Source organism: Exiguobacterium sp. s11 (assembly GCF_018619015.1).
Classification (GTDB): Bacteria; Bacillota; Bacilli; order Exiguobacteriales; family Exiguobacteriaceae; genus Exiguobacterium_A; species Exiguobacterium_A indicum.
Genome location: NZ_JACSNF010000001.1, coordinates 1,337,164 through 1,362,931, shown reverse-complemented (window position 1 = coordinate 1,362,931; position 25,768 = coordinate 1,337,164). Strand labels below are relative to the sequence as shown.

24 protein-coding genes are annotated in these 25,768 nt (G+C 48.7%); 21 read left to right on the top strand and 3 right to left on the bottom strand.

Annotation, left to right across the window (positions count from 1 at the left end; genetic code table 11):
- The first annotated feature begins 8 nt into the window (after positions 1–8).
- The 19 genes from KNQ12_RS07120 to KNQ12_RS07030 all read left to right on the top strand — a co-directional run bounded on the left by KNQ12_RS07120 (position 9) and on the right by KNQ12_RS07030 (position 17,344).
- Entirely contained in the window at positions 9–1,037 is a 1,029-nt protein-coding gene (locus tag KNQ12_RS07120) for an ABC transporter permease (protein ID WP_214747113.1), read from the top strand.
- Positions 1,034–1,675, top strand: coding sequence for an ABC transporter ATP-binding protein (locus KNQ12_RS07115; RefSeq protein WP_214747111.1), 642 nt, complete (start codon positions 1,034–1,036; stop codon positions 1,673–1,675). Before KNQ12_RS07120 ends, KNQ12_RS07115 begins: the two co-directional genes overlap by 4 nt.
- A 141-nt stretch (positions 1,676–1,816) precedes the next feature.
- Positions 1,817–2,788, top strand: coding sequence for a hypothetical protein (locus tag KNQ12_RS07110; RefSeq protein ID WP_214747108.1), 972 nt, complete (start codon positions 1,817–1,819; stop codon positions 2,786–2,788).
- A 72-nt stretch (positions 2,789–2,860) separates the two neighbouring features.
- Complete coding sequence (gene upp / locus KNQ12_RS07105) at positions 2,861–3,490, top strand: uracil phosphoribosyltransferase (RefSeq protein ID WP_023469504.1); 630 nt, start codon at positions 2,861–2,863, stop codon at positions 3,488–3,490.
- 124 nt (positions 3,491–3,614) lie between these two features.
- Positions 3,615–4,748 (top strand): non-hydrolyzing UDP-N-acetylglucosamine 2-epimerase, encoded by a 1,134-nt coding sequence (gene wecB / locus KNQ12_RS07100; RefSeq protein ID WP_058264532.1) that lies wholly within the window; start codon positions 3,615–3,617, stop codon positions 4,746–4,748.
- 777 nt (positions 4,749–5,525) lie between these two features.
- The gene (locus tag KNQ12_RS07095; RefSeq protein ID WP_023469502.1) at positions 5,526–5,744 is read left to right on the top strand and encodes an AtpZ/AtpI family protein; all 219 of its coding nucleotides are present in this window, start codon (positions 5,526–5,528) and stop codon (positions 5,742–5,744) included.
- On the top strand, positions 5,741–6,127 hold the full coding sequence (locus tag KNQ12_RS07090; RefSeq protein ID WP_023469501.1) for an ATP synthase subunit I: 387 nt from the start codon (positions 5,741–5,743) through the stop codon (positions 6,125–6,127). The genes KNQ12_RS07095 and KNQ12_RS07090 overlap by 4 nt, the downstream gene beginning before the upstream one ends.
- A gap of 8 nt (positions 6,128–6,135) precedes the next feature.
- A complete protein-coding gene (gene atpB, locus KNQ12_RS07085) occupies positions 6,136–6,879 on the top strand; it encodes a F0F1 ATP synthase subunit A (protein ID WP_023469500.1) in 744 nt (247 codons plus the stop codon).
- 75 nt (positions 6,880–6,954) lie between these two features.
- Positions 6,955–7,167 (top strand): F0F1 ATP synthase subunit C, encoded by a 213-nt coding sequence (gene atpE / locus KNQ12_RS07080; protein WP_023469499.1) that lies wholly within the window; start codon positions 6,955–6,957, stop codon positions 7,165–7,167.
- 127 nt (positions 7,168–7,294) lie between these two features.
- Positions 7,295–7,828, top strand: coding sequence for a F0F1 ATP synthase subunit B (atpF, locus tag KNQ12_RS07075; protein ID WP_050676948.1), 534 nt, complete (start codon positions 7,295–7,297; stop codon positions 7,826–7,828).
- Positions 7,828–8,361 (top strand): F0F1 ATP synthase subunit delta, encoded by a 534-nt coding sequence (locus tag KNQ12_RS07070; RefSeq protein ID WP_023469497.1) that lies wholly within the window; start codon positions 7,828–7,830, stop codon positions 8,359–8,361. Before atpF ends, KNQ12_RS07070 begins: the two co-directional genes overlap by 1 nt.
- 19 nt (positions 8,362–8,380) lie before the next feature.
- A complete protein-coding gene (atpA, locus tag KNQ12_RS07065; protein ID WP_035395863.1) occupies positions 8,381–9,889 on the top strand; it encodes a F0F1 ATP synthase subunit alpha in 1,509 nt (502 codons plus the stop codon).
- Positions 9,890–9,931: 42 nt separating this feature from the next.
- On the top strand, positions 9,932–10,783 hold the full coding sequence (atpG, locus tag KNQ12_RS07060) for an ATP synthase F1 subunit gamma (RefSeq protein ID WP_214747105.1): 852 nt from the start codon (positions 9,932–9,934) through the stop codon (positions 10,781–10,783).
- Positions 10,784–10,819: 36 nt separating this feature from the next.
- Complete coding sequence (atpD, locus tag KNQ12_RS07055) at positions 10,820–12,238, top strand: F0F1 ATP synthase subunit beta (RefSeq protein ID WP_023469494.1); 1,419 nt, start codon at positions 10,820–10,822, stop codon at positions 12,236–12,238.
- Positions 12,239–12,264: 26 nt separating this feature from the next.
- A complete protein-coding gene (locus KNQ12_RS07050) occupies positions 12,265–12,678 on the top strand; it encodes a F0F1 ATP synthase subunit epsilon (protein ID WP_023469493.1) in 414 nt (137 codons plus the stop codon).
- A gap of 351 nt (positions 12,679–13,029) precedes the next feature.
- Positions 13,030–13,230 carry a DUF1146 family protein gene (locus tag KNQ12_RS07045; protein ID WP_217448997.1) on the top strand — a complete coding sequence of 67 codons (201 nt, stop codon included), beginning with the start codon at positions 13,030–13,032 and terminating at the stop codon, positions 13,228–13,230.
- 221 nt (positions 13,231–13,451) lie between these two features.
- Positions 13,452–14,756, top strand: a complete 1,305-nt coding sequence (murA, locus tag KNQ12_RS07040) for a UDP-N-acetylglucosamine 1-carboxyvinyltransferase (protein WP_023469491.1) — start codon at positions 13,452–13,454, stop codon at positions 14,754–14,756.
- Between the two features lie 217 nt (positions 14,757–14,973).
- The gene (gene mreB, locus KNQ12_RS07035; protein WP_023469490.1) at positions 14,974–15,954 is read left to right on the top strand and encodes a rod shape-determining protein MreB; all 981 of its coding nucleotides are present in this window, start codon (positions 14,974–14,976) and stop codon (positions 15,952–15,954) included.
- A gap of 193 nt (positions 15,955–16,147) precedes the next feature.
- Entirely contained in the window at positions 16,148–17,344 is a 1,197-nt protein-coding gene (locus KNQ12_RS07030) for a multidrug efflux MFS transporter (protein WP_023469489.1), read from the top strand.
- A gap of 46 nt (positions 17,345–17,390) precedes the next feature.
- Here KNQ12_RS07030 and KNQ12_RS07025 read toward each other — a convergent pair whose 3' ends face one another.
- A complete protein-coding gene (locus tag KNQ12_RS07025; protein ID WP_251055766.1) occupies positions 17,391–20,174 on the bottom strand; it encodes a sensor domain-containing protein in 2,784 nt (927 codons plus the stop codon).
- A 311-nt stretch (positions 20,175–20,485) separates the two neighbouring features.
- On the opposite strand from KNQ12_RS07025, the gene KNQ12_RS07020 reads away from it, so the two are divergent.
- Together KNQ12_RS07020 and KNQ12_RS07015 are read left to right on the top strand one after the other, a co-directional pair.
- The gene (locus tag KNQ12_RS07020) at positions 20,486–21,280 is read left to right on the top strand and encodes a flagellar hook-basal body protein (protein WP_055969278.1); all 795 of its coding nucleotides are present in this window, start codon (positions 20,486–20,488) and stop codon (positions 21,278–21,280) included.
- Between the two features lie 15 nt (positions 21,281–21,295).
- Positions 21,296–22,078: a flagellar hook-basal body protein gene (locus tag KNQ12_RS07015; protein WP_023469485.1), complete on the top strand. Its 783-nt coding sequence runs from the start codon at positions 21,296–21,298 to the stop codon at positions 22,076–22,078.
- A 50-nt stretch (positions 22,079–22,128) separates the two neighbouring features.
- Here the strand turns inward: KNQ12_RS07015 and KNQ12_RS07010 are convergent, their stop codons facing one another.
- Entirely contained in the window at positions 22,129–22,974 is an 846-nt protein-coding gene (locus KNQ12_RS07010) for an NAD(P)-dependent oxidoreductase (RefSeq protein WP_055969275.1), read from the bottom strand.
- A gap of 100 nt (positions 22,975–23,074) precedes the next feature.
- On the bottom strand, positions 23,075–25,615 hold the full coding sequence (locus KNQ12_RS07005; RefSeq protein WP_055969273.1) for an ATP-binding protein: 2,541 nt from the start codon (positions 25,613–25,615) through the stop codon (positions 23,075–23,077).
- Between the last annotated feature and the right edge of the window lie 153 nt (positions 25,616–25,768).

Below are 25,768 nucleotides of genomic sequence, written 5' to 3'. Positions count from 1 at the left end.
ATCATGCAATGAAACTAGGATGGAAAGAACTCGTCCGGATGAAAGGACGATTCAGTTGGATGACGATCGTGACGATGTTGATCGTTTTATTGATTTTAATGATCACCGGTCTTGCGGACGGGCTGGCCTACGACAATGGGGCTGCCGTCCGTAATCTGCCGGTCGAGCAGTTTGCACTGAGTAAAGATGCGGAAGGGCATCTGACCCGTTCATTCTTACGGGCGGATGAGACACCGAAGGGCGCGGAAGCGCTCGGTGTCCAGAACATGGTGCTTGAGAAGAAGAATGGAACGAAGGATGATGTGACAGTCTTTGCGTTACCAGAGACTACGAATTATGGTCCAAAACAGTTGCAATCATTGCAAAAAGGTGAGGTGCTCGTCGATGCTGCATACGCGGAACAACGCGGAACCCGTGTCGGCGATACGATCACCGATTTTCGGACGAAAGAGACGTTCCGGATTGCCGGCACGGTCACGGACGGACGTTATAGTCACGCACCTGTCCTCTGGATGACGGATGAATCGTGGCAAGCATGGCAATCGAAGATGGGGGCATCATACGTCTCAGCGTACATCGGTCAGTCATTACAAACGGATCAAGCGGTCTTCTCAAAACAAGCAGTCGTTGAGAATGTGCCAGGCTATGCAGCGGAGCAAAACTCCTTCCAGATGATGCGGGTTGCACTCGTCGTCATCGGGGCATTGATTCTGACAGCTTTCTTCTATATCTTGACGATGCAGAAGATGAAACAACTTGGCGTCCTAAAAGCAATCGGCATCCGAACACGGACGATGGGTGCGAGTCTACTCGTACAAGTCATCCTCCTGACGAGCCTCGCCTTTGGTGTCAGTGTCGTTATCACCTATCTGACGAGCCGCTTCTTACCAGCGGATCTTCCCTTCCGATTTGAATGGTCGACGAGTCTGATGTACGGCGGCATTTTACTCGTAACAGCGATCCTCGGAGCGCTCGTTCCGTTACGAATGGTGAAAAAACTTGAGGCGGCAGACGCGATGGGAGGAATGAACGGATGATTCAGTTAGAACGGATTGAACAGAGTTATGGTGAGATGACCGTCTTGCACGATATCAACTTACAGGCAGAAGCAGGGGAACTGATTGCCCTTGTTGGACCGAGCGGGAGTGGGAAAAGTACACTCCTTCAGTTGCTCGGTTTACTGCAGACACCAACAAAAGGTGCCGTCTATTTTGATGATACGTGCGTCAGTGAAGCATCGGGCGAAGAACGTCGTCGCTTACGTCTTGAGGAAGTCGGGTTCATCTTTCAGGAGTCGCATCTCGTACCCTTTTTGACAGCCCAGGAGCAACTGGAACTCGTCGCAAAAGAAGCTGGACGAACAGTGGATACGGTCGCAGCACTAGCCATGTTCGGACTCGAACATCGCAAAGATCATTTGCCGCATGCGTTATCGGGCGGTGAGCGTCAACGAATCGCGATTGCCCGCGCCTTCGTCAATGATCCGCAACTTGTCTTAGCGGACGAGCCGACCGCAAGTCTCGATTATGCGAATGGGCGTCGAGTGATGGAGCTATTACAACGGCAAACGCATGAGTCAAACAAGACGATTATCGTCATCACTCATGATGAACGGATGCTTGACGTCTGTGATCGCATCTGGCGGATCGAGGATGGAAAAATTCATACAGCATAAGACAACGAATGGATCGCTTTCGAGAGAATGGAAAGCGATTCTTTTTTTATATTCAATCTTGTAAGAGGAGGCGATGTCATTCCAAAAATTTGCTATACTTTTTAAAAAAGGAAATGAAGGAGTTTACGCGTTATGAATATTATGAAGTTGACCCAAGCCGAGCTCGCGTCGACGACAGGAAGCCAGATGTTGAAATGGTTGGAGAAGAAGAGTACGACGAAATCAGAATACAAACGACTGTACGAAGATTTCAAGACGATCATCATCATGCAACAAGCAGGCTTTTATGAACAAGCGGATGCACGGCTTCTGCAATGGAAACATTTACCGATGCCGGTTGAATATTATACATATCGTCTTGCGATCGCCTCAAAGGCAGGCGGACGACGTCTTGCGAAGAAGCGATTCAAGGCGCTGCCGGAAGCGATTCAGAAACATGACAAATTAAAACAGTGGCGCCAAGCGGTGAATCAGAATCAATGGTGGATGGCGGCAACCGGAGTGGTAGCGGCCGGCCTCTTATTCCTAGGTATTCAAGCGTGGTCTCCTACTTCAGAAAATGCTGCACCGAAAGAAGAGACCGATCAAAAAATTGCGCAACAATTGGCTGCCTTACAAACGGAAGTCGAGCAGTTAAAAAAAGAAAACGAGAAATTGAATACCGATCAGAAGCGAAAGACGGAAGCGGAAGTAAAACAAGAAGAGTCGCCGGTTAAGGAAAAGAAAACGACGAAAACGAGTGGTCTGAAACCGGAAGCCGCATTAAAGGAAGCGGTTGCGGCTGTCCAAGCAAAGGATTATCAAAAAGCAAATGACCTGTTGAGTGCAGACGTCTTGAAAAATAAAGAGACGGCAGGGATGGCGCGTTTTTATAAGTTGATTGCCGCTGGTAAGTTAAAGAAGACGACACAGGCGGACTATATCGCGTACCGTGAGGATTTTCCGAAGTCGGGTTACATGAGTGATGTCCTCTGGATGCAAGCGGTCTATGAACAAAAATATAAAAAAGGTGATTATCGCGCGACCTTGCAAGAACTCGCACAACAGCCGGACAATGAATGGTCTTACGCGGCGAAAGCGATTCTTTCCGGCAAGAGCACGCTTGGGGACTGACGAAAAAACAGTTCCCAAGCAGTGCGCTTTTAGAGTACAATGCGAAAAGAGAATGGAGAGGAGATGCAAACAATGAGTAAAGTACATGTATTTGATCACCCATTGATTCAGCACAAGATGACGATCATGCGTAAGGTCGAAACAGGAACGAAACAATTCCGGGAACTTGTCGACGAGGTGGCTTCATTGATGGCATATGAAATCACACGTGACCTTCCACTCACAGATGTCGCGATCGAGACACCGGTCACGAAGACGACGCAGAAGATGATCGAAGGCAAGAAACTCGGGATCGTCCCGATTCTCCGCGCCGGTCTCGGGATGGTCGACGGCATGCTCCGCATGATGCCAAACGTCAAGGTCGGTCACATCGGTTTGTACCGTGATCCGGAGACACTCGAGCCAACGGAATACTACCTCAAGCTCCCAACAGACGTCGCAGAACGTGATTTCGTCGTCGTTGACCCGATGCTTGCGACAGGTGGTTCGGCGGCAGACGCCATCTCCTCCTTAAAGAAACAAGGGGCGAAGAGCATTAAGCTCGCATGTCTCTGTGCAGCACCTGAAGGCGTCAAACGCGTTCAAGAAGAACACCCGGACGTCGATATCTATCTCGCGGCACTCGACGAGAAGTTGAACGACCACGGCTACATCGTCCCAGGACTCGGTGACGCAGGAGACCGTCTCTTCGGAACGAAGTAAAAATAGTAAGATACACAAAAAGACCGCAGACGATGATCTGCGGTCTTTTCGTTGCTATTTCGTAAACTGCGCAAGACTGCTGAAATATGTTTTAATGAAAAAAGGAAAAAAGGAGGAAGTCACCATGCCGATTACAGTCATGCCGATTTTCGGGACTCGACCGGAAGCTATTAAAATGGCACCGCTCGTCAACGCCCTGAAGCAACACCCTGCTTTTGATGTTCACGTTACGATCACAGCCCAGCACCGCGAGATGCTCGATCAAGTACTTACCCTGTTCGAAATCGAACCGGATCACGATTTGAACATCATGAAGCAACGTCAAACTCTCGTTGACATTACGACGCGTGGTCTTGAAGGACTCGATGCGATCATGAAAGAGATCAAGCCGGACCTTGTCCTCGTCCATGGCGACACGACGACGACGTTCGTTGGGAGCCTTGCTGCCTATTACAACCAAATCGTGGTCGGTCATGTCGAGGCAGGGCTGCGCACGTATAATAAATACTCACCGTTCCCGGAAGAGGTCAATCGTCAGTTGACGTCGACGCTCGCAGACTTACATTTTGCTCCGACCGCACAAGCGGCAGCGAACCTTGCGTCCGAGAATCGTCATGCTGGCGTCTATATTACAGGGAACACAGCAATCGATGCCCTGCAAACGACGGTCCAAGCCGATTACGTCCATCCGATGCTTGAGACGGTCGGGGATCGGAAGTTGATCTTGATGACAGCGCACCGTCGTGAGAACCAAGGCGAGAAGATGCACCAGATGTTCCGCGCGATTCGTCGTCTCGTCGATGCATTCCCGGATACACACGTCGTTTATCCAGTTCACCTTAACCCAGTTGTTCAGGAAGCGGCGAAGACGGTCTTTGAGGGACATGATCGGATTTCGTTAATTGCTCCGCTCGACGTGTTCGACTTCCACAACTTCGCGAGTCGTGCTCACTTAATCTTGACGGACTCCGGTGGTGTACAGGAAGAAGCGCCGTCACTCGGTGTTCCGGTACTTGTCTTACGCGATACGACCGAGCGTCCGGAAGGAATTACTGCTGGGACGTTAAAGCTTGCCGGAACAGAAGAAGAGACGATTTATCAGATGGCAACCGAACTGTTGACGAATGACGCACTTTATAAAGAAATGGCACATGCCTCAAACCCATACGGTGATGGTCATGCGTCAGAACGGATCGTCCAAGCGATCCTGCATCACTTCGGTCAAGGGGAAGCGCCGGCACCGCTACTCACGCAATGAGAAACGACTAGTACTCTCCGAATCGCTTACATTCACTTGCTTTCCTCAGGCGAGACGCAAGCCGCGTCTCCATCGTCCTTAGACGAGGAGTCAGGTCTCACCTGTCTCTGACAGCACAAAGACTTGTGCTTTTTCCTGTAGGAGTCGCGTGAAATAAGCGATTCTTTTTGTTTTAGTACATCTATATCGACAAGAAATTTTAGTTTATAGGAATAATATCTTTAAATCTTACCATTTCCACTAAAATCAGCCCATTTGTTTAGAAAATGTAAAACCAGATGACCTTGAAACTGGAAGATAAACCATGACGATTCAGGCTGTGACACATCTCACGATTGAAAAATTGGTAATCGTTGAAATCTATTGTTACAAACAGATGTCAGAGCTGTTTTTGTGTCCCGATTCGGAAGCGTTTACAATTGTGAACAGAAAATGTTTTTTCACAAAATCGACACAAATCAATTTTAGAGGTCTTGTTTCGGTTGAGGTAGCACGATATAACGTTACTATTCAACGGTTTTGTTCACCATATGAACAATCTCTATAACCGTTGATAGTACTACATATTTTCTTCACATCTTCGTGAAATGAGTTGCACGGATGACATCTGTGAAAACCTTATCATTCGTTGATATGTATAGGTTTTTCGGCTCTGTTTTTATTGTGAATTCATTTGACTATGAAAGCTGCTTCATTGTATTCTTGACTAGTATGAAAATCCGCAAATTGTGGGAAAGAAAAAGAACTCGCAATTGGGAAAAAAGGGGGTCGTCTCTAGTGCGCCAAAGTGGGCTCGCGAAGAGTATGGTCATGGCCTCGCAAATTTCGACGGCACTGGCTGCACCGATCGTCATTGGCTTTTTGGTTGGGAACTATGGGGAACAACAACAATGGTGGGAAAAAATGGGTGCGACGTTCGCCGTGTTCATCGGGATTTTCATCGGCATTCTTTGCATGATCGCCATGATCAGGCACTTGTTAGGGGAGAAGACATGAACATCATCCTTCAAGATGCGTTGTATCGTGCGTACTTACGATGGTTTGGACTCTTTTACGGAATCCTGGCTGTCCTGCTGCTCATCGGACGCCCGAGTGACCCAGTCATTTATGGACTAGCACTTGGTGGAACTGGCAGCTTTCTGATCTTGACGCTTCAACGATTAAGCGTCGATCGTATGTATCGTGTAATTGAGACCGGGCGCAAGCCAGTGTCTCGAGGGACCGTTTCACGCATGGCGGTCGCGGTACTTTGTGTGATGATCGGTTTGAAATATCAAACTGAATTGTCATTAACTGCGGTGGTAATAGGCCTTCTCGCCGGCCACGTCATACAATTTTGTGAGTTCTTGACTCACGAACTCAAGCGGGAAAAGAGGTGAATAGTCAAATGAACCACGAAATGCCACTTTACGAAATCCCACTCTGGGGTGACTTCGTTCTGTACGGTAGCTGGACGAACTTGATCACAGTATTGATTGCTGCTGCTCTCGTCTTCTTGATTGCCGTGGCCGGTACGCGACGTCTTGTGATGAAGCCAACCGGTGCTCAAAACGTGATGGAGATGTTCCTTGAATTCGTTCGCGGAATCATCAGCAGCACGATGGACTGGAAAACAGGGGGTCGCTTCCTTACGTTCGGAATGACATTATTCCTGTTCATCCTTGTGTCCAACATCATGGGTCTCCCATTCAACGTCGTGACGGGACACTACATTTGGTTCAACTCACCAACTGCAGATCCTTACGTGACACTGGCACTTTCATCTCTCGTAGTAGTCTTAAGTCATTACTACGGTGTGAAGATGCGAGGCTTCGGCGCTTATGCGAAAACATTCATGACGCCGATGTTTATCATTACCATCATCGAGGAGTTTGCAAACACGTTGACGCTCGGTCTTCGTCTTTACGGAAACATCTTCGCTGGTGAAATCATGATCGGAATCATTCTTTCGATCGGTATCGTCTCTGGTACGAACGATTTCCAATTCCTCGGACCAGTCGGCGCGATCATCTCGGGTATCCCGATGTTGATCTGGCAAGGATTCTCACTCTTCATCGGTGGTATCCAAGCGTACATCTTCCTTATCCTGACGATGGTTTACATCGGACATAAGGCAGCGCACGACCATTAATTCGAAGGTAAAGCATCCGCTTTTCCGATAACAGCACGACAAATCAATGAACATACTCTAGGGAGGCAATTTATCATGAATCTTATTGCAACAGCGATCATCATCGGACTCGGCGCACTCGGCGCAGGTATCGGTAACGGTCTTATCGTAAACGGTACAGTATTAGGTCAAGCACGTCAGCCAGAACTCAAAAACGAACTTCGTCAAACAATGTTCATCGGTATCGGTCTTGTTGAGGCACTTCCAATCATCGGTGTAGCGGTCGGTTTCCTTCTTCTCAACTCTTAATCCACGATTAACGAGAACGGACTACATAGGGCGCTATTCGTTCAACGTTTGAGTGAACCGTCACGGGAGCTTAGGCTCCCTTATGTAGATATTGAAGTTGAACCAACCACGAGGGGAGTGTAATCGAATGAATCTAACGTATCTTGCGGCAGAGGCTGGTGGCGAAAGCAACCATCTTTTATTAGCCAACATGATCGTCACGATCGTCGTTTTCCTCTTGCTCCTTATCCTCTTGAAGAAATTCGCATGGGGCCCGCTCGTCAACATGATGAAAGCGCGGGAAGAGCATGTGGCTAGCGAGATCAACTCGGCTGAAAAGAGCCGTAAAGACGCTGAAGTCTACGTAGAACAACAACGCGAAGAATTAAACAAGGCGCGTACGGAAGCACGCGACCTTTTAGAAGCATCACGCCGTCAGGCAGAAGCAGAGCAAGCACGTGCGATGGAGCAGGCACGTCTTGAATCCGAAATGAGTAAGGAAGAAGCTCGCCGTGCGATCGAACGTGAACGCGCTGAAGCACAAGCTGCTTTGAAGAACGATGTCGCTCTTCAAGCAATCGCTGCAGCACGCCACGTCATGAAAACACAGCTTGCAACGGACGAAGCGGCTCAAAAAGCACTCGTCGATCAATTCCTTGCTGATACTAAGGGCACGAACTAATGCGTGATCACGTAGCGGGACGCTACGCAAAAGCGCTCTTCGATCTTGCGCTTGAGCACCATGTGCTCGAGCAAGCAGAAGCTGATGTGCGGACGCTCGGCGAAGTGCTCCACGCAACACCAGAGCTCGCTTCGGTTTTAGATAACCCATCGATTTCTGCTGAAGAGCTCAAGCAAGTTCTTCAAACAAGCTTCACTGGCTTCAACTCGATCGTCTTGAACACATTGCTCGTCATGGTCGAAAACGACCGGGCGGCAGAGATCGTTACATTACCGGAACACTTCATTGCATTGTTGAATGAACACCGCAATGTCGCGACGGCAATCGTCACGAGTGCATACAAATTGTCAGACGAGGAACTCACGAAAGTGAAAGAGACGTTTGGCCAAAAATCAGGTAAAACGCTTGAAGTCGAGAACGTCGTCGACACGAGTGTCATCGGAGGACTTCGCGTTCAAATCGGTTACACGACATATGACGGTACGATCGAAACTAAACTAACGCGCCTTGAGCGTGAGCTGTTAAAAGCGTAAGAAAATAGGGGTGAAACGCATGAGCATTAGAGCTGAAGAAATCAGCGCCCTGCTTAAAGCGCGTATCGCGCAGTACGGTTCTACGATGGAAGTGAACGAGACAGGTACGGTCATCCAAATCGGTGATGGTATCGCTCGTGCACACGGACTCGACAACGTCATGTCGGGAGAGCTCGTAGAATTCGCTAACGGCACAATGGGCTTGGCGCAAAACTTAGAAGAAGGCAACGTCGGTATCATCATCCTCGGTGACTACCTTGAAATCAAAGAAGGCGACTCTGTCCGCCGTACGGGCCGCATCATGGAAGTACCAACAGGAGACGCACTCCTCGGACGTGTCGTCAACCCACTCGGTATGCCAATCGATGGTCTTGGTCCAATCGAAACAGAACACTACAACCCGATCGAGCGTAAGGCGTCTGGCGTCATGGCGCGTAAATCGGTACACGAACCACTTCAGACAGGAATCAAGGCGATCGATGCCCTCGTTCCAATCGGTCGTGGACAGCGTGAGTTGATCATCGGTGACCGTCAGACGGGTAAAACGTCGATCGCGATCGATACGATCATCAACCAAAAAGAAGAAAACATGATCTGTATCTACGTCGCAATCGGACAAAAAGAATCAACAGTCCGTGGCGTCGTCGAGACGCTCCGTAAAAACGGTGCCCTCGATTACACGATCGTCGTTTCGGCAGCGGCTTCACAGCCAGCTCCACTTCTTTACCTCGCACCATTCGCAGGTGTCGCGATGGGTGAACACTTCATGGACCAAGGCAAACACGTTCTTGTCATCTATGATGATCTTTCAAAACAAGCAGCTGCTTACCGTGAGCTTTCACTTCTCTTGAAACGCCCACCAGGCCGCGAAGCTTACCCAGGGGATGTCTTCTACCTCCACTCACGCCTTCTTGAGCGTGCGGCGAAGTTGAACGACGAGCTTGGCGCAGGTAGCTTGACTGCCCTTCCGTTCATCGAAACACAAGCGTCGGATATCTCAGCTTATATCCCGACGAACGTTATCTCGATCACGGATGGTCAAATCTTCCTTCAATCGGATCTCTTCTTCTCAGGTGTCCGTCCCGCGATCAACCCGGGTCTCTCGGTATCGCGTGTAGGTGGTTCGGCTCAAGTAAAAGCGATGAAGAAGGTAGCGGGTACGCTCCGTCTTGACCTCGCATCTTACCGTGAGCTTGAAGCATTCGCTCAGTTCGGATCTGACCTTGATAAAGCGACTCAATCGAAGCTTAACCGTGGTGAGCGGACAGTTGAAGTCTTGAAACAAGACTTGAACCAACCACTTACTGTCGATAAGCAAGTCATCATCATCTATGCCTTGACTCGTGGTCACCTTGATGATGTTGCTGTAACGGATATTCGTCGTTTTGAAAAGGAACTCAACCTCTGGCTCGATCAAAACCGCAAACAACTTTGCGATGAGATCCGTAAGACAGGTAACCTTCCAGCAGACGAAGAGCTCGTAGCAGCAATCTCAGAATTTAAGAAAACGTTCCAAGCGACGGTCTAATCCGGCGGAACGCTCTTGATACTAACAAGGTGGTGAATCGAAATGGCATCGTTGCGCGAGATACAAACGCGGATCAACTCGACGAAAAGTACGAAACAGATCACGAAAGCGATGAACATGGTTTCGGCGTCGAAACTGAACCGCGCTCAAGCACATAGCGCGAAGTTCCAACCTTACATGCTGAAAATGCAAGAGGTACTCGGAACCATTGCGAATGGCACGACAGGTGCGAGCCATCCGATGCTCGAGAAACGTCCCGTCCAAAAGACGGGCTACATCGTCATCACATCGGATCGCGGCTTAGCTGGTGCATATAACGCCAACGTGCTGCGTGAAGTCTACCGGGAAATCAAAGAAAAGCATACTACGGACAGTTACGTTCTCTTCGTGGTCGGTAAAGTCGGTGTCCAGTTCTTCCGTTCACGCGGAATTACGGTCACGGATGCGATCACAGGCTTGAACGATTCTCCTTCGTATGTCGACGTCGCTGAGATCGTGAAGCGCACAGTGAGTGCGTTCACGATCGGCGAAATCGACGAGCTCAAGCTGTGCTACAACCACTTCTTATCTGTCATCAGCCAAGAAGTGAAAGTCGAAACTCTTCTCCCACTCGGAGAAATCGAAGCTTCGTCTTCGACGACTTATGAGTACGAGCCAAGCGAGGAACAAATCCTTGCTGAACTCCTCCCGCGTTATGCGGAGAGCTTGATCTTCGGTGCGCTTCTTGACGCGAAAGTAGCAGAACATGCGTCACGTATGACAGCAATGCAAAGTGCGACAGATAACGCAGATGACTTGATCGGTCGATTGACTCTCGTCTACAACCGAGCTCGACAAGCTGCGATCACGCAAGAAATCACAGAGATCGTCAGTGGGGCTGCTGCGCAGCAATAATCCCGACTGGCGTAACGATAGGTAGGAGGAAACACGATGAACGAACTCGGTTTAAAAGGCCGCGTCGTCGCGGTCATGGGACCTGTCATCGACGTTAAGTTCGAAGGACACTTACCGAACATCTACAACGCGCTTCGTATTCAATATACGCCGCAAACTGTAGAAGAAGTGGCTATCGACTTGACGCTTGAGGTCGCCCTGCACCTTGGTGACGACGTCGTCCGTACCATTGCGATGGACTCTACGGATGGAGTACGCCGTGGAATGGAAGTACTCGATACGAATGCTCCAATCTCGGTACCCGTCGGAGAAGCGACACTTGGTCGCGTCTTCAACGTACTCGGTAACCCAATTGATGAAAAAGAAATCGCTGCTGACGTGGAACGTCTTCCGATCCACAAAAAAGCACCGACTTTCGATAACCTTTCAACGAAAGTTGAAATCCTCGAGACTGGAATTAAAGTCGTCGACTTGCTCGCTCCTTACATCAAGGGTGGTAAGATCGGTCTCTTCGGTGGTGCCGGTGTAGGTAAGACCGTCCTCATCCAGGAATTGATCAACAACATCGCGCAAGAGCACAGCGGTATCTCGGTATTCGCAGGTGTTGGTGAGCGGACGCGTGAAGGAAATGACTTGTTCCACGAGATGACGGATTCAGGCGTTATCAAACAAACAGCGATGGTCTTCGGTCAGATGAACGAACCACCGGGTGCACGTCTTCGTGTTGCCTTGACTGGTTTGACAATGGCAGAATACTTCCGTGATGAGCAAGGACAAGACGTTCTTCTCTTCGTTGATAACATCTTCCGTTATACACAAGCGGGTTCTGAGGTATCGGCCCTTCTCGGTCGTATGCCATCTGCCGTTGGTTACCAGCCAACACTCGCAACAGAGATGGGTATGCTCCAAGAGCGAATCACATCAACAAACAAAGGTTCGGTTACATCGATCCAAGCGGTTTATGTACCAGCCGATGACTATACTGACCCGGCTCCTGCGACGACGTTTGCTCACTTAGATGCAACGACGAACCTTGAGCGCCGTCTCTCTGAGATGGGGATCTATCCTGCCGTGGATCCACTTGCTTCAACATCACGCGCCCTTTCACCGGAAATCGTCGGCGAAGAGCACTACGGTGTTGCACGTCAAGTTCAGGAAACACTTCAGCGTTATAAAGAACTTCAAGATATCATCGCGATCCTCGGTATGGACGAGTTGTCAGAAGACGACAAATTGACTGTACACCGTGCGCGTCGTATCCAGTTCTTCTTGTCGCAGAACTTCCACGTAGCTGAGCAGTTCACAGGACAAAAAGGATCGTACGTCCCAGTTAAGGACACGATCCGCGGCTTCAAAGAAATCCTCGAAGGTAAACACGATGACTTAACGGAAGAAGCATTCCGTCTCGTCGGTCCGATCGAAGATGCGATTGAAAAAGCGAAGGCGCTTGTCTAAGTGACAAAGCATAAGGGGGACTTGAGATGAACACACTTCATGTCAATATCGTCACCCCGGATGGCGAAGTGTATGATGGCGATATCCGTATGGTCGTTGCGAAGACGATTTCTGGTGAGATCGGGGTTCTCCCGCACCACGTCCCACTCGTAACACCACTCGATATCAGCATCTTGAAGTTGCGCCACGAAGATGGCGGACGCACGTTGATCGCTATCAGCGGTGGCTTTATGGAAGTGCGCCAGGATACTGTAACGGTTCTTGCGGAAACTGCGGAGCAAGCAGACAAGGTCGACTACGACCGTGCTGCAGCTGCGAAGGTTCGTGCAGAACGTCGTCTCCAGGACACGAAATTATCAGAACTCGAATTCAAGCGTGCTGAACTTTCACTGAAACGAGCAGTTAACCGTCTCAGCTTGAAAGACTACGGTCGCGATTGATGTCGATCAAAGACTCGATTCCTTCATGGAATCGGGTCTTTTTTTGTACGACGCATCAATGAATGAGTGCGAAGAAGCGTTTTCTGAGCGAGGCGCTTGGAATCAGGTTTAGGAAGCGAAAAATATGTAAAAGAACACTATATGCCTTGTTTTCACGATTTCTTCAACAGAAAGCTCATGATTTTCCTCATTTGCTCTTCAATAAATATATTTTATGCGATAAAATAAATGCAGCTTGTGTCATTTTGTTTGCGCAATCATTCATTTTATGAAATCATGGTAAAGTTGAAGAAATTATGAAGAAGAGGTGCAATGGTAGTGACGTCAATTGGTATTAGTGCTCTGATCAGCATGCTCATGTACGTGATCGCCATCTTGTTTGCTTGGTGGGTGATGTTACCAATCAAATGGGATAAATTCCTGCAACATCCTAGAGGTCCACAGGCGGTTTTACTACGTGTCCTGCTTGCTGTTGCTCTTGGTTCCAGTCTGGCGCGCTTTTTACTTGAATATGCGGGTTTTGCGCAACGTCTGAAATTCTTATTCAGCTGAACTTGTAACTTCATTGTAAACCTTGTATCGTGAAACTGGATTACCATGGAAAAGGACACTGTTCTTTAATGAAAGAACACAGTCAATTTATCAATCATCGAAACAGTCGCGTAGTAGTTTTAACTATTGGGAGTTTCTCTTCTATCGGTTCATCTCGAACCGCATACGCACTTATCACGCCATCATAAATAGAACAGAAACGAAGCAGAGGAGTATGGGGAATGGAAAAAATCGTTGTCCGAGGCGGACGTAAATTAGCTGGCACAGTCAAAGTAGAAGGTGCAAAAAATGCCGTATTAAAAACACTCGTTGCAACATTGCTTGCATCAGAAGGGAAATCCGTCCTTCAAAACGTACCACGTTTAGCAGACGTCTATACGATCAATAACGTGTTGCGCAACTTGAACGCGGAAGTCGAATTCGATGCGGAAGCCAACACGGTGACGGTCAATGCAGAGCCGAATCTTAAAGACGAGGCACCACTCGAGTACGTGCGTAAGATGCGAGCTTCGATTCTCGTCATGGGTCCATTACTTGCACGCCTCGGGCGCGCACGCGTTGCAATGCCAGGTGGCTGTGCAATCGGATCACGTCCGATCGATCTTCACTTGAAAGGATTCGAAGCGATGGGCGCGAAGACGATCATCGGAAACGGATTTGTTGAAGCGCATGTCGACGGTCGTCTCCAAGGTGCAAAAATCTACCTCGACTTCCCATCAGTCGGTGCGACAGAGAATATCATGATGGCTGCGACACTCGCAGAAGGAACGACAGTCATCGAGAACGTCGCAAAAGAACCAGAAATCGTTGACCTTGCGAACTTCTTGAACGCAATGGGCGCAAAAGTCCGCGGTGCAGGTACAGAAACGATCCGCATCGAAGGCGTCGAGAAATTACACGGTGCAACACACTATGTCATTCCTGACCGGATTGAAGCAGGTACGTTCATGATCGCAGCAGCGATCACAGAAGGTGACGTCGAAGTCATCGGTGCTGAGCGCGAACACCTTCGTCCACTCATCTCGAAGATGGAAGAGATGGGCGTTAAGATCACGGATACAGAAGAAGGACTCCGTGTCGTTGGTCCAGCAAAACTTGAAGCAGTTGATGTCAAGACGATGCCACACCCTGGTTTCCCGACAGACGTTCAAGCACAGATGATGGCCCTCGTTCTCAAAGCAGGCGGCACATCGGTCATCACGGAAACAGTTTTTGAGAACCGTTTCATGCACGTTGAAGAATTCCGTCGCATGAACGCGGACATCAAGATTGAAGGTCGCTCGTCGATCATCAATGGTGGTGTACAGTTACAAGGTGCGGAAGTTCTTTCAACGGATCTTCGCTCAGGTGCTGCACTCGTCACAGCAGGATTGATCGCTGAAGGCGAAACGCGTGTCGGTGCGCTTCACCACATCGATCGTGGATACGTCGACTTCCACCTCAAACTTCAAGCACTCGGTGCAGACGTCGAACGTGTGACAGAAGAAGCGGCAATCGTCGAAGAAACGGCAGCAACAAAGCTTTAATTCCAATTATCCAAGCATCATCTCATGTTTTTGAGATGATGCTTTTTTGCTGTATTTTCAAAAAGATGACAATGAAATGTGAAAAGCGAAAAAGAAAGTCGTTTCGTTATGAGGCGTATGCTAGAATTGAAAAGTATGTATACATAAATGGGTTAGACGTCCAAACGACGTTCTATATTTTGGAAGAATAGCCATCGGGTAAAGGAGAGCACACGAGATGTTTTCAAAAGATATCGGAATCGACTTAGGGACGGCGAACGTCGTCATTCATGTCAAAGGGAGAGGCATCGTCCTCGATGAGCCATCGGTCGTCGCGATCGATAAGGCAACAGGTAAGATTCATGCAGTAGGAACGGAAGCACACTTGATGGTAGGGCGGACACCGGGGAACATCGTCGCGATTCGTCCTTTACAAGACGGAGTCATCGCGGACTTCGAGATGACGGAAGCAATGCTTCGCCATTTCATCGATAAGATTGAAGTCCGTAAGATGTTCGGTGGCGTCCGGATGTTGATCTGTACACCAGCAAGCATCACGACGGTTGAAGCGAAGGCGATTCGTCAAGCCGGTGAAAAATCAGGCGCAAAGACGGTCTTCCTCGAAGTCGAGCCGAAGGTCGCAGCAGTCGGTGCTGGTATGGACATTTGGATGCCAGCAGGGCACATGGTCATTGATATCGGTGGGGGAACGACGGACGTCGCTGTACTATCGATGGGTGATATCGTATGCGGGGAGACGATCAAAGTCGCAGGAGATCGCTTCGACCACGACATCATCCGTTCAATCAAGGATACACATAAGCTCATCATCGGGGAACGGACGGCACAAGCGGTCAAGACGACAGTTGCTACTGTTTCAGAAGACGGACGGAGCGAACAGATGGATATTCGGGGACGCAATCTCGTGACAGGCTTACCGCACAACATCACGGTGACATCTGAAGAGATGCACGAAGCGCTCGCGGAAGCAGCGATGGAAATCGTCGAAGCAACGAAGCGTGTGCTCGAGAAGACGCCACCAGAGCTTGCAGCGGATATCATCGATCGCGGTATCATCCTGACGGGTGGGGGCGCACTCCTTGACGGCATCGATCAACTGCTTGCAAAAGAACTCGGACTACCGGTTCTGATCGCAGAAGATCCAATGCTATGTGTCGCACGCGGTACAGGCATCATGCTCGATAATCTAGGCAAGTGATGAAAAGATGGAAGTGTTCTCAACGGAGAATGCTTCTTTTTTTGTAGCATTCATTTTGCGAATTAATGAAGAGTAGAGGACAACTGGAAGAAATACTTGAACGATTCAAACGCTAGACATTTCACATTGTGAAGTGTATATTAGAAGTTGTTGTATTGAAACGAATTGTAAAATAAAAGGAAGTGATGCCACAATGCCATTGTGGAAAAGAAATTTAGTCGTCGTTTGGTTCGGTAGTTTTTTGACCGCTGCAGCCCTCAGTCTCGTTTTACCGTTTTTGCCCTTATTCATTGAAGAACTCGGTGTCGACAGCCGACAAGATATTACGACCTGGTCCGGCATCGCTTTTGGTGCAACGTTCCTCGTCGCTGCGATCGTCTCACCAATCTGGGGACGTCTCGCTGATCGAAAAGGTCGGAAGCTGATGTTGCTTCGTGCAAGTCTTGGTATGTCGATCGTCATGTTCTTGATTAGTTTCGTTCAAGACGTCTATCAACTCGTATTCTTACGTCTTGTCATGGGAGCCGTATCCGGATTCATTTCAGCCGGTATTACACTCGTTGCTTCCCAAACCCCAAAAGAGAAAAGTGGCTGGGCGCTCGGCACCCTGTCGACCGGTGGGATTGCCGGTGGATTGCTAGGACCTCTCATTGGAGGATTCCTCGCCGACGTTGTTGGGCTTCGACCCGTTTTTCTCTTTACGAGCGTACCGCTCTTCATTACCTTCCTCGTGACCTACTTCTTAGTCAAAGAAGAATTCGTCCCAATGGAAGTCAAAAAGATGGCGTCCGCGAAGGAAATCATCCAGTCGCTGCGTCATCCGGAACTGATTTTAAGTCTCTTTTTGACGACGTTCCTGATTCAGTTCGCGGCACAATCAATCAGTCCGATCCTGTCGCTCTATGTCCGGGAACTCAGTCCGGGTACAGAACGTCTCGCGTTACTATCCGGGATCGTCGCTTCGGCACCTGGGATCGCAGCATTGATTGCAGCGCAACGACTCGGTCGTCTATCGGATAAAATCGGAGCAGAGCGTGTCTTGTTTTTTGCGCTACTTATTTTTGCGGCGTTCTTGATTCCGCAAGCATTCGTCACGGATACGAGCCAATTGATCGTCTTACGGATGGGAATTGGTTTTGCGACAGCAGCACTAATGCCGTCCGTCCAAACGTTGCTTCGGAAGAATACGCCAGCCAATGCGTCAGGCCGGATCTTTGGATATAACCAGTCCGCGCAGTTCATGGGGAACTTCCTCGGACCACTCGCGGGTGGACAGATTGCCGGGCACTTCGGCTTTGAAGCGTTATTCCTCTTCACTGGACTGATCGTCATCACGAATGCCGTGTTAGAGCGGACACAAACAGCAGTGCTCAGTAAAAATAACGGATAAGGTAAAACACGTCGACTCTAACGAAGGAGTCGACGTGTTTTTTGTCTTAAGAAGGCGGTTCGAGAACGTCTTCCAAAAAGGAAGGTTGAGAATGTTTCAGTTGCTCCTGGACGAGAGAAGAGAGCGCACGCACCTTGAAATCCGCTGCATAATGGAACAGGCCGTTATCGAGTTCCGTGATGGATACAGGAACGAGAAAAATCTCGGGATGAATCAATGAGGCAAGCGTCACGTTTAGTTCGATGTTTTGATGAATCGGCAGACGAATCGAAGAGTAGAAGAACAGCGTCTTATTCGTACATCGGTTGATCAGGATATCAGAGGATCCGACTTGGATGGCTCGACCGTTTAGCCGGGTAATCGTGATTTGAGCGAATAACGATAAGATCGCTTCGACTGGAGCGGCTGGACCGGTGTGTTGAGGATATAACATCCCTTTCGTCAGTAATTTTTCAAAAGTGCTCTCTGACACAGGTTTGCTAAACAAATAACCTTGAATCAGGTCGCACTGTAACTCGCGATAAAAGTCGAGCTGCGGAATCGTTTCGATGCCTTCTGCGACGACTATCAATTGAAACTCCTTTGCCATGAAGAGAATGCTTTTGACGACGGAACGACTTTTTGGATCGTGCTCGATCAGTTGCGCGAGGGAACGATCGATCTTTAGGCAATTGATCGGATAGCGCTGGACGTGAGAGATCGATGAATAGGCGGTACCGAAGTCATCTAAGGAGATATGGACACCGAGTGCAGAAATTCGTTCTAGAATCTCATGGATTTTATCGCTTTCAAGTAAGATGTCGGACTCGAGTAATTCAATCTCAAGGAGATGACCCGGTACTCGGTATCGCTTGAGATATTGTTCGATGACTTGTCCGAAATCTCCGTAAAACAGACGCTTCGGGGAGACGTTGATGGAAATCGGAACGATGTTCGAATGGCGTTGTTCGCGAAGCTTACTGAGAAAACGACATGTCTGATCAAGCACCCAATCCCCAATGTGGAGATACATCTCACTTTCTTCCGACAAGGAGAGGAAATCCTTTGGCGTCAAGCGTCCCCACTCCGGATGATTCCAGCGAATTAACGCTTCGGCTCCTTGAATATTTCCGTTCCAGCCGTCGACTTTCGGCTGGTATTCGAGGACGAGCTGCTCGTTTTGAATGGCGTACCGTAAATCCCGTTCGAGTTCATAACGGCGATACATATCAATATCGAGCGTCGTCGAGTAAAACTGATAATTGCTCTTCGTTCGTGATTTCGCACGCCGGAGTGCTGTATACGTTTGTTTCAATAATTCGTCTGCTGATAGTTTATCGTTGACGACGTATGTGATACCGATATAGACGTTCGTGAACAATTCATAAGACAAGACATCAAAACGTTTTTCAGACAGCTTCAGTAGCTGATGGCTTAGTTTCACGATAGCTGTCTCATCAATCGGTTTCTTAATGATGAAGAGATACTTATCACCGAACAGATGACCGACGAAATGATCTTGATCTGCAAAGCGACGCACTTCAGTACTCGTCTGGCGAATCCATTCATCTCCGACATCATGTCCGAAACGTTCATGAATGACATTGTATTGCTTAAAGGTGACAGCAAGCAACGTAAACGATGTTCGTGTCTTCAATAAACTCGTGATTTCCTCGAGTAAAAAGGCGCGGTTCGGTAACTGAGTTAACGAGTCATGCATGGAGAGATGCCAAATCGTATGCTGTTGCTCTTTTAAAATCGTAATGTCAGACGAGACCCCATAATGACCCGAGACATCGCCCTTATTATCAAGAATTGGAATACAGGTTTCCTCGATCCAAAAGACATTGTCGAGGAGTTGGAGGCGATAGACGTGTCGGATGACCTTACCGTTACGAATCTCAGGATACGAGAGTTCTAAATGTGGTAAATCCTCGGGGTGAATCAGTGTCCGCCATAACTGGGGTTCCTTTTCAATCCGGTTCAGGATGTGCTGATAGGGAGCTAAAAAACCGGCTGATTGAAACGTGACGGTTTGCGGATGATAGATATGTTCGTAAATGGACGTATCCAGTGAGCCGAAGACATCCTTTAAGGACTGAATGGCATGATCGCGTTCGCGTTCAAGACTCGTCAGCTCCGTCGCATCATGCAGGATGAAGTTGACGCAGCGGGGAGAAGAGTTTTGCTGAAGTAAGGCATCACAACGAACGACTTTCGTATAGTGACGTCGTTTGCTCATTCGAAGGGACATCGAGAATTCAGCAATCTGCTCGTCACACAAGGCAGTACTTTGTTGTAAGAATAGATCGCGGTCTTCCGGGTGGATTTCGTCGAGCAGTTCGTATGCATCCATTTGTGCGACATGACGCTGTGACCATTCTAGCAATTGACTAAGTGCGGCATCGGCAGTCAGTTGTTTCGTCGAAGGAATATATTCAAGAAAGGTGACGCCGTCAAGCGTCGTCGTCAACTGTTCCTTTGCAAGTAGACGATTATAAGCGGTACGTAATTCTTTTTGTTGGGAGACGTCACGCGCAATGCCGTAAAGTCCAATGATGACGTGTTGATTGTAGAGGGGAATGTTCGTGACGTTGACAGTCAGGATTTGACCATCTTTTCGTTGAATGTCCGTTGTGAAATGAATCGTTTCGCCTTCGTGAACACGATGTTTTAGTGGTGCAATACGTTCAGCTTCTGATTTGATGAGCAGCTCGCTGAAATGCATACCACGGATCGCGTCGGTAGGATAACCGAGTAAAAGAGGTAGCTTATTATTAAATGCGATGAAATTTCCTTTCAAATCCATCGTATAAACTGCATCCGGGTGATTTTCAAGGAAGTGGGTCATGTCTGTCAACAGTGTGAAATCTAAAGAAGGAGTGGTCGATTGGTTCGTACGTCTTTTAAAGAAAGACACCGTCATCACCTCGTTTCAACTGGTCGATATGAACTACTTCTAATTATACCCAATTGGAATAATTATGAATATGAAACGAATTCAAAAGAAGGAGAATGATTTTTTGACAGGAATGGTAGTACTTTAGATGCAACTAAGAATTTTATTCCCTTTTTTTGAAAAAAACTCATAATCTGAAGCAAACGGACCGATATACTAAAAGATAGAATTGAACATGAAGTCAATGAGGAGATGAAATATAGATGTTACGCGGAATGTATACGGCATCCGGTGCGATGCAGGCATTGCAACGCCAACAAGAGATGTTGAGTAATAACTTAGCGAATGCACGGACGCCCGGCTTCCGTGCCGATCAAGCATCCCTGCGCACGTTTCCGGAGATGATGATCCATCAAGCGGCGACGAATGAACGGACGGGAATTCGACCTGCTGGAAACGTCGGTACGCTCGCGACAGGTGTGTTTATGCAGGCGGCGACACCAAACTTCGCACCTGGATCCATCACGGAGACAGGAAATGCGACGGATTTACAGATTAGTTCGATCGACGGTGTGCCGATGTTCACGATTTTCCATAATACGGGAGAAGGAACAGGAATCGAAGGAGAAACATTGTATACGACGAATGGGCAGTTCGCAGTCGATGGAGACGGTATCTTACGGACGACGGACGGCGATCAGGTACTCGATGAAGACGGTAACTTCATGAATGTCGGCAATGACGATTTCAAAGTCTCACCTGAAGGTATCGTGACGCGGGGGAACGGAGAGCAAGTCGGACGACTTGGACTCGTGACGACGAATAATACGGAACAACTTGAACGAGTCGAGAACGGACTCTACCGGGCTCCTGAAGCGTTGGCACAAGGAAACGTCAAGGTCGATCAAGGGGTACTTGAACTAGGGAACGTCGCAATCGAACAAACGATGGCAGAGATGAACGCTGGTCTGCGTCAGTTTGAAGCGAATCAAAAAGTCATTCAAGCGTATGACCGGACAGCGGAAAAGGCAGTTTCTGAAATCGGTCGCGTCCGATAATGAAAGGGGAACACCATGCAATCACTCTATACGTCAGCTAGTACAATGGCGCAATTACAAAAACAACTCGATACGACCGGGCACAACTTAGCGAATGTCGATACGAACGGATATAAACGTCGTGACGCCCAGTTCAAGGAGCTGTTGACGCGTAACATCCAGAACCAACCGGCTGCATTGCAAACGGGACCTTTATCGACACCGGCCGGCTTACGAATCGGTGTCGGCGGCTATGTCGCTAATGAAGCGACGCGCTTTTCGATGGGAACGTTCAAACGGACGGACCGGGCACTCGATGCCGCCTTATCGGATCCGCATCATTTCTTTGCGGTCATCGATCGGGATGGGGTGACGAAGTTCACGCGAGACGGAAACTTCCAACTATCTCCGCAAGCCGATGGGCGTATTCAATTGACGGATGACGCGGGACGGTCTGTCGTCAACGGTCAAAATGAACCAATTCTCTTACCTGCGGATGCGACGGGTGTCGAATTGAACAAGGACGGCAACGTCACGGGAATCGTCAATGGAGAGCGCCGTGTCCTCGCGCGACTTGCTGTCGGGTATGTCGACAATCCGAATCAGTTGACGGAAGATGGAGCCGGCTTGTTTACAGCACCAGGACAGTATGAAACAGTCGATGGAAATCCATTGACGGTCGGCACACTCGAGTCGTCGAACGTCGATATGGCGACCGAGATGACGAATTTGACGCAGATTCAACGGGCGTATCAATTCAATTCAAAAGCACTGATGACGACCGATCAGATGATGGGAATCGTCACGTCACTGAAATAACATGAAAAAGCAGATCGCCTCAGATTTGAGTGCGGATCTGCTTTTTACGTTCAGTCTTGTAAGGCACGATAGATGGCTGCCATATCAGCATCACCGTAATTCGATTTTGCCTTCGCATAACTACGATCTGCTGCTTGAGCGAGTGGCAACTTGAGCTGCTGACGTTTTGCTTCAGTTGTGATCAGCCCGAGATCCTTCGCCATCAGACGGAGTGGGAAGGCAGATGGGAAATCATTGTTTCGGTACATGTCCCGTTTACCGGTGAAGAGTGGCGTGTTCATGCCCGATGCACTGATCATCTGGATCAGCTTCTCTTTCTCGAGACCCGCACCTTCTCCGAGCAATAACGTCTCCGCGACTCCTTGTCCGACGACGGCGAGTAAGAGATTGATGGCAAGTTTTGCCGCACTTCCTGAGCCATGTGGACCGAAATGGATCGTTTCCTTTCCGAGTAGGTCAAGATACGGCTGACAAGCCGTGACGACGTCTGCGTCACCGCCAGCAAGCAAGACGAGCTGCCCGTTTTCTGCGACGGGGACGGACCCCGAAACAGGAACTTCAAGATACGTCCCACCATTCTCTTCGACAAGCCGAGCCATCTTCCTTGTCTCTTCCGGTGAGATCGTACTCAAGTTGACGATCGTCTTACCTGTGAGGTCGTCTGTTACACTCTCGAGAACGGACGCGACAGCAGGACCGTCCGCGAGCATGACGAAGATGATGTCGCTTTGACGTACTGCTTCCTGTGCTTCTTTGACAGCTGTTGCTCCTCGATCAGTCAATGGCGCTGTTTTTTCAAACGTCCGGTTGTAGACGATCACGTTATGCCCACCGTCAAGCAGACGTTTTACCATCGGTATACCCATATGTCCTAAACCAATCCATCCCAGTTGCATGTTGATTCCTCCTTAAAATAATGCGCTTTTGACTATACCCCGCACTTCATTGAATCTAACGACAAAAGAGACCGTCCACATGATGTGAACGGTCAGGTGATTAATCTTCATACGTGAGGATGGTCGAGATGACAGCAATCGGGAAACGGATCGTAAAGGTTGATCCAACACCGACGACGGATTCGACATCAATCGTTCCGCTGTGGTGTTTAACGATTTCCTTACAGATTGATAGACCAAGACCGGTTCCACCGATTTTCCGTGTCTCGGAGTTATCGACACGGTAGAACTTATCGAATAATTTTGGAAGCGCGTCTTGTGGAATCCCAATGCCTTCATCCTGGATGCGGATTTGGGCGAAACCAAGTTCATTTGTAATCCGTATCAAGACCGTCCCACCGCTCGGTGAGTACTTGACGGCATTGCTGAGCAGGTTGTTGAGCAACTGCTTCATCTTTTCTGCGTCGCCGTCGATCATGATCGGTCCACGTGCCTCGAAATCAATCGTGTGCGTCTCGTGCGAGACATCATAGAACTCGATTAAATCCTGGGCGAGTTCGACGACATCAAACGTCGACATCTCGTAACGGTGTTCACTCGATTCCATGCGCTGGACGTCGAGGAAGTCATTGACGAGCGTCGTCAGGCGACCCGTCTCGGAGTGGATCGTCTGGAGATATTTCCGTTGCCGTTCTTCCTCGAACCGTTTATTAAGCATCAGCTCGGTGAAGCCATAGATCGAAGAGAGTGGGGTCCGTAATTCATGCGAGACGGTCGAGACGAATTCTTCCTTCATCCGCTCGGCTTCCGTCTCTTTCGTCACGTCACGGAGAACAAGCATCGTACCGACCCACATGCCGTCGACTTCAATCTTCTCGGCATAAATCTGGATGTACGTACTCTGTTTTCGAATCGAGACGATCAAGCTATCTTTTGGTAAATTCAGCTCAACGATCTGTTCGATGTAACGCTCAAATGGTGCTGGTTCATCGATGATGTCAGCGAGTGCTTGCATCGCTTGCTGGAAGGCAGAGCGCTCTTCGTCTTTGAACTCTGTTGGGACTTCCGGGAACAACGTCATCAGCGGTTCGTTGACGAGCAATTCGTCCGTCTCATGTTCGATGTAGACGACTGCTTCCCGGATCGAGTTCAACAGTTGCGTCGTCTTATTCTTCTCACGAATCATTTCTTCATAGATCCCCATCCGTAAGAGTGAGAGTGATAATTGATGCGAGAACGACAGGATGTCATCCATCTGCTCCGCTGTAAAGGCGTCACGATAACGAACGAGATAGATACAGGCAATCATGTGCTCTTTTGACGGATCAAGAACAGGGACTGCGACCTCATACATATAGTATGGGTATGGAAGCGGACTCTCATGCGCGACCTGTTTCGATGAATGAACTGGACGCTTCAGGAGGCGTGCGCGGTGCAAGAGTGATTGATCATCGGAGACAAGACGACCGACCATCTCTTCCGTCATCCCATAATCGATCGTCGAGCGGACTTCTTGTTGATCGAGGAACAACAGGGCACCGATCTCAGAATGCGTGATCGAGACGAGCTTCTCGATGATTTCCGGATACGCCGTCAGTGTCTCACGGGACGCAAGCGTCTCGGTCAATTCATTGCGGTACTTGAGATGTTGTTCGCTCCGAAGCGTGATATCGAGTGCTTCCTCAAGCTCTTCCTGTTGCGCTTGCAGTTCTTCTTGCTGGGCGACGAGTTCTTCCTGTTGTGCTTGGAGTTCTTCGTTTTTCGCCAGCATATGGACCTTGTTATCAGCAATCGAAGCCGCCATCTGATTGAATGATGTCGTCAACGTATGCAGTTCATCCTTACGTTTTGGCAATGGAATCGCTTGGATGTCTTCACCTGTTGCAAGCATCGCGCTGTCACGAGACAAGGCATTGACTTGTTTTGTAATGCGGCTGATGAATGGACGCACGAGTGATAGGAGCACTAGTATCAGCACGACGAGATTCGAGAGCCAGATGAACTGCGCAACGCGCATCTCGCCTAGAAGATCGTTCTTTGCATCCACTTCCTTCCCTTGGATCAACGTCAGGTAATCACCAAGCAACGTATCAATCCGTGTCATATCGATATCAGCATCTGACAGACTGACTGATCCACGTAACGTCCCATTCGCTGTGAATAAGTCTTTTCCGTTCGACAGGGCAGCAAGTGTATTCGGATCAACAAAATCTTCGTTGATTTTCCCGTCCTTTTTTCCTTCGACGTATTCGTTGAGGAGCGGAAGTGACGTTCCAAAATAATCGTCATACATTTGACGGGTTGCCGTTGCATATTCTTTCCCTTGCTCATACACGGCATACTTTTCGAACCATGTCGTTAAGCGATTAATTTCCTGTTGATTTGTCTTGACGGCATCGAGTGTTTCTTGTGAGCCCGTCAATAAGTAAGATTTGACGTTACTTTGCGCGACGGTCCACTCGCTTGCGAGGGCATTGGCATTCGTCCGTCGTTCGCGCAAGTCATCGAACGTCGCATTCGCCTGATCGATCTTCTGTTCCGTATAGAAGTAAACGATCGCAGACGTGATGCTGAGAGCGACAAACACCATATAGAAGGCGAACATCAATTGGCGACCGATTGTATGGTTGATCCATTTCACTAGGGTATCCTCCGTATTCTATTTTTACATGTATGAAAAAGATTTCTTAAGTCCGAATATACTCATCTTACACACATTCAACGGGTACGGCAAATTTGAATCTGCAAATCTTATTAAAACAAATATATCATATATTGGTTAAAATGGAGGGAA

Excerpts from the sequence above, each read along its gene's own strand:
- murA (WP_023469491.1), top strand. The coding sequence starts at position 13,452 with ATGGAAAAAATCGTTGTCCGAGGCGGACGTAAATTAGCTGGCACAGTC.
- atpE (WP_023469499.1), top strand. The coding sequence starts at position 6,955 with ATGAATCTTATTGCAACAGCGATCATCATCGGACTCGGCGCACTCGGC.
- KNQ12_RS07090 (WP_023469501.1), top strand. The coding sequence starts at position 5,741 with ATGAACATCATCCTTCAAGATGCGTTGTATCGTGCGTACTTACGATGG.
- KNQ12_RS07025 (WP_251055766.1), bottom strand. The coding sequence starts at position 20,174 with ATGACCCACTTCCTTGAAAATCACCCGGATGCAGTTTATACGATGGAT.
- KNQ12_RS07115 (WP_214747111.1), top strand. The coding sequence starts at position 1,034 with ATGATTCAGTTAGAACGGATTGAACAGAGTTATGGTGAGATGACCGTC.
- KNQ12_RS07020 (WP_055969278.1), top strand. The coding sequence starts at position 20,486 with ATGTTACGCGGAATGTATACGGCATCCGGTGCGATGCAGGCATTGCAA.
- KNQ12_RS07110 (WP_214747108.1), top strand. The coding sequence starts at position 1,817 with ATGAAGTTGACCCAAGCCGAGCTCGCGTCGACGACAGGAAGCCAGATG.
- upp (WP_023469504.1), top strand. The coding sequence starts at position 2,861 with ATGAGTAAAGTACATGTATTTGATCACCCATTGATTCAGCACAAGATG.
- atpF (WP_050676948.1), top strand. The coding sequence starts at position 7,295 with ATGAATCTAACGTATCTTGCGGCAGAGGCTGGTGGCGAAAGCAACCAT.
- KNQ12_RS07120 (WP_214747113.1), top strand. The coding sequence starts at position 9 with ATGAAACTAGGATGGAAAGAACTCGTCCGGATGAAAGGACGATTCAGT.
- wecB (WP_058264532.1), top strand. The coding sequence starts at position 3,615 with ATGCCGATTACAGTCATGCCGATTTTCGGGACTCGACCGGAAGCTATT.
- mreB (WP_023469490.1), top strand. The coding sequence starts at position 14,974 with ATGTTTTCAAAAGATATCGGAATCGACTTAGGGACGGCGAACGTCGTC.
- atpD (WP_023469494.1), top strand. The coding sequence starts at position 10,820 with ATGAACGAACTCGGTTTAAAAGGCCGCGTCGTCGCGGTCATGGGACCT.
- KNQ12_RS07030 (WP_023469489.1), top strand. The coding sequence starts at position 16,148 with ATGCCATTGTGGAAAAGAAATTTAGTCGTCGTTTGGTTCGGTAGTTTT.
- KNQ12_RS07015 (WP_023469485.1), top strand. The coding sequence starts at position 21,296 with ATGCAATCACTCTATACGTCAGCTAGTACAATGGCGCAATTACAAAAA.
- atpA (WP_035395863.1), top strand. The coding sequence starts at position 8,381 with ATGAGCATTAGAGCTGAAGAAATCAGCGCCCTGCTTAAAGCGCGTATC.
- atpG (WP_214747105.1), top strand. The coding sequence starts at position 9,932 with ATGGCATCGTTGCGCGAGATACAAACGCGGATCAACTCGACGAAAAGT.
- atpB (WP_023469500.1), top strand. The coding sequence starts at position 6,136 with ATGAACCACGAAATGCCACTTTACGAAATCCCACTCTGGGGTGACTTC.
- KNQ12_RS07010 (WP_055969275.1), bottom strand. The coding sequence starts at position 22,974 with ATGCAACTGGGATGGATTGGTTTAGGACATATGGGTATACCGATGGTA.
- KNQ12_RS07050 (WP_023469493.1), top strand. The coding sequence starts at position 12,265 with ATGAACACACTTCATGTCAATATCGTCACCCCGGATGGCGAAGTGTAT.
- KNQ12_RS07070 (WP_023469497.1), top strand. The coding sequence starts at position 7,828 with ATGCGTGATCACGTAGCGGGACGCTACGCAAAAGCGCTCTTCGATCTT.
- KNQ12_RS07045 (WP_217448997.1), top strand. The coding sequence starts at position 13,030 with ATGCTCATGTACGTGATCGCCATCTTGTTTGCTTGGTGGGTGATGTTA.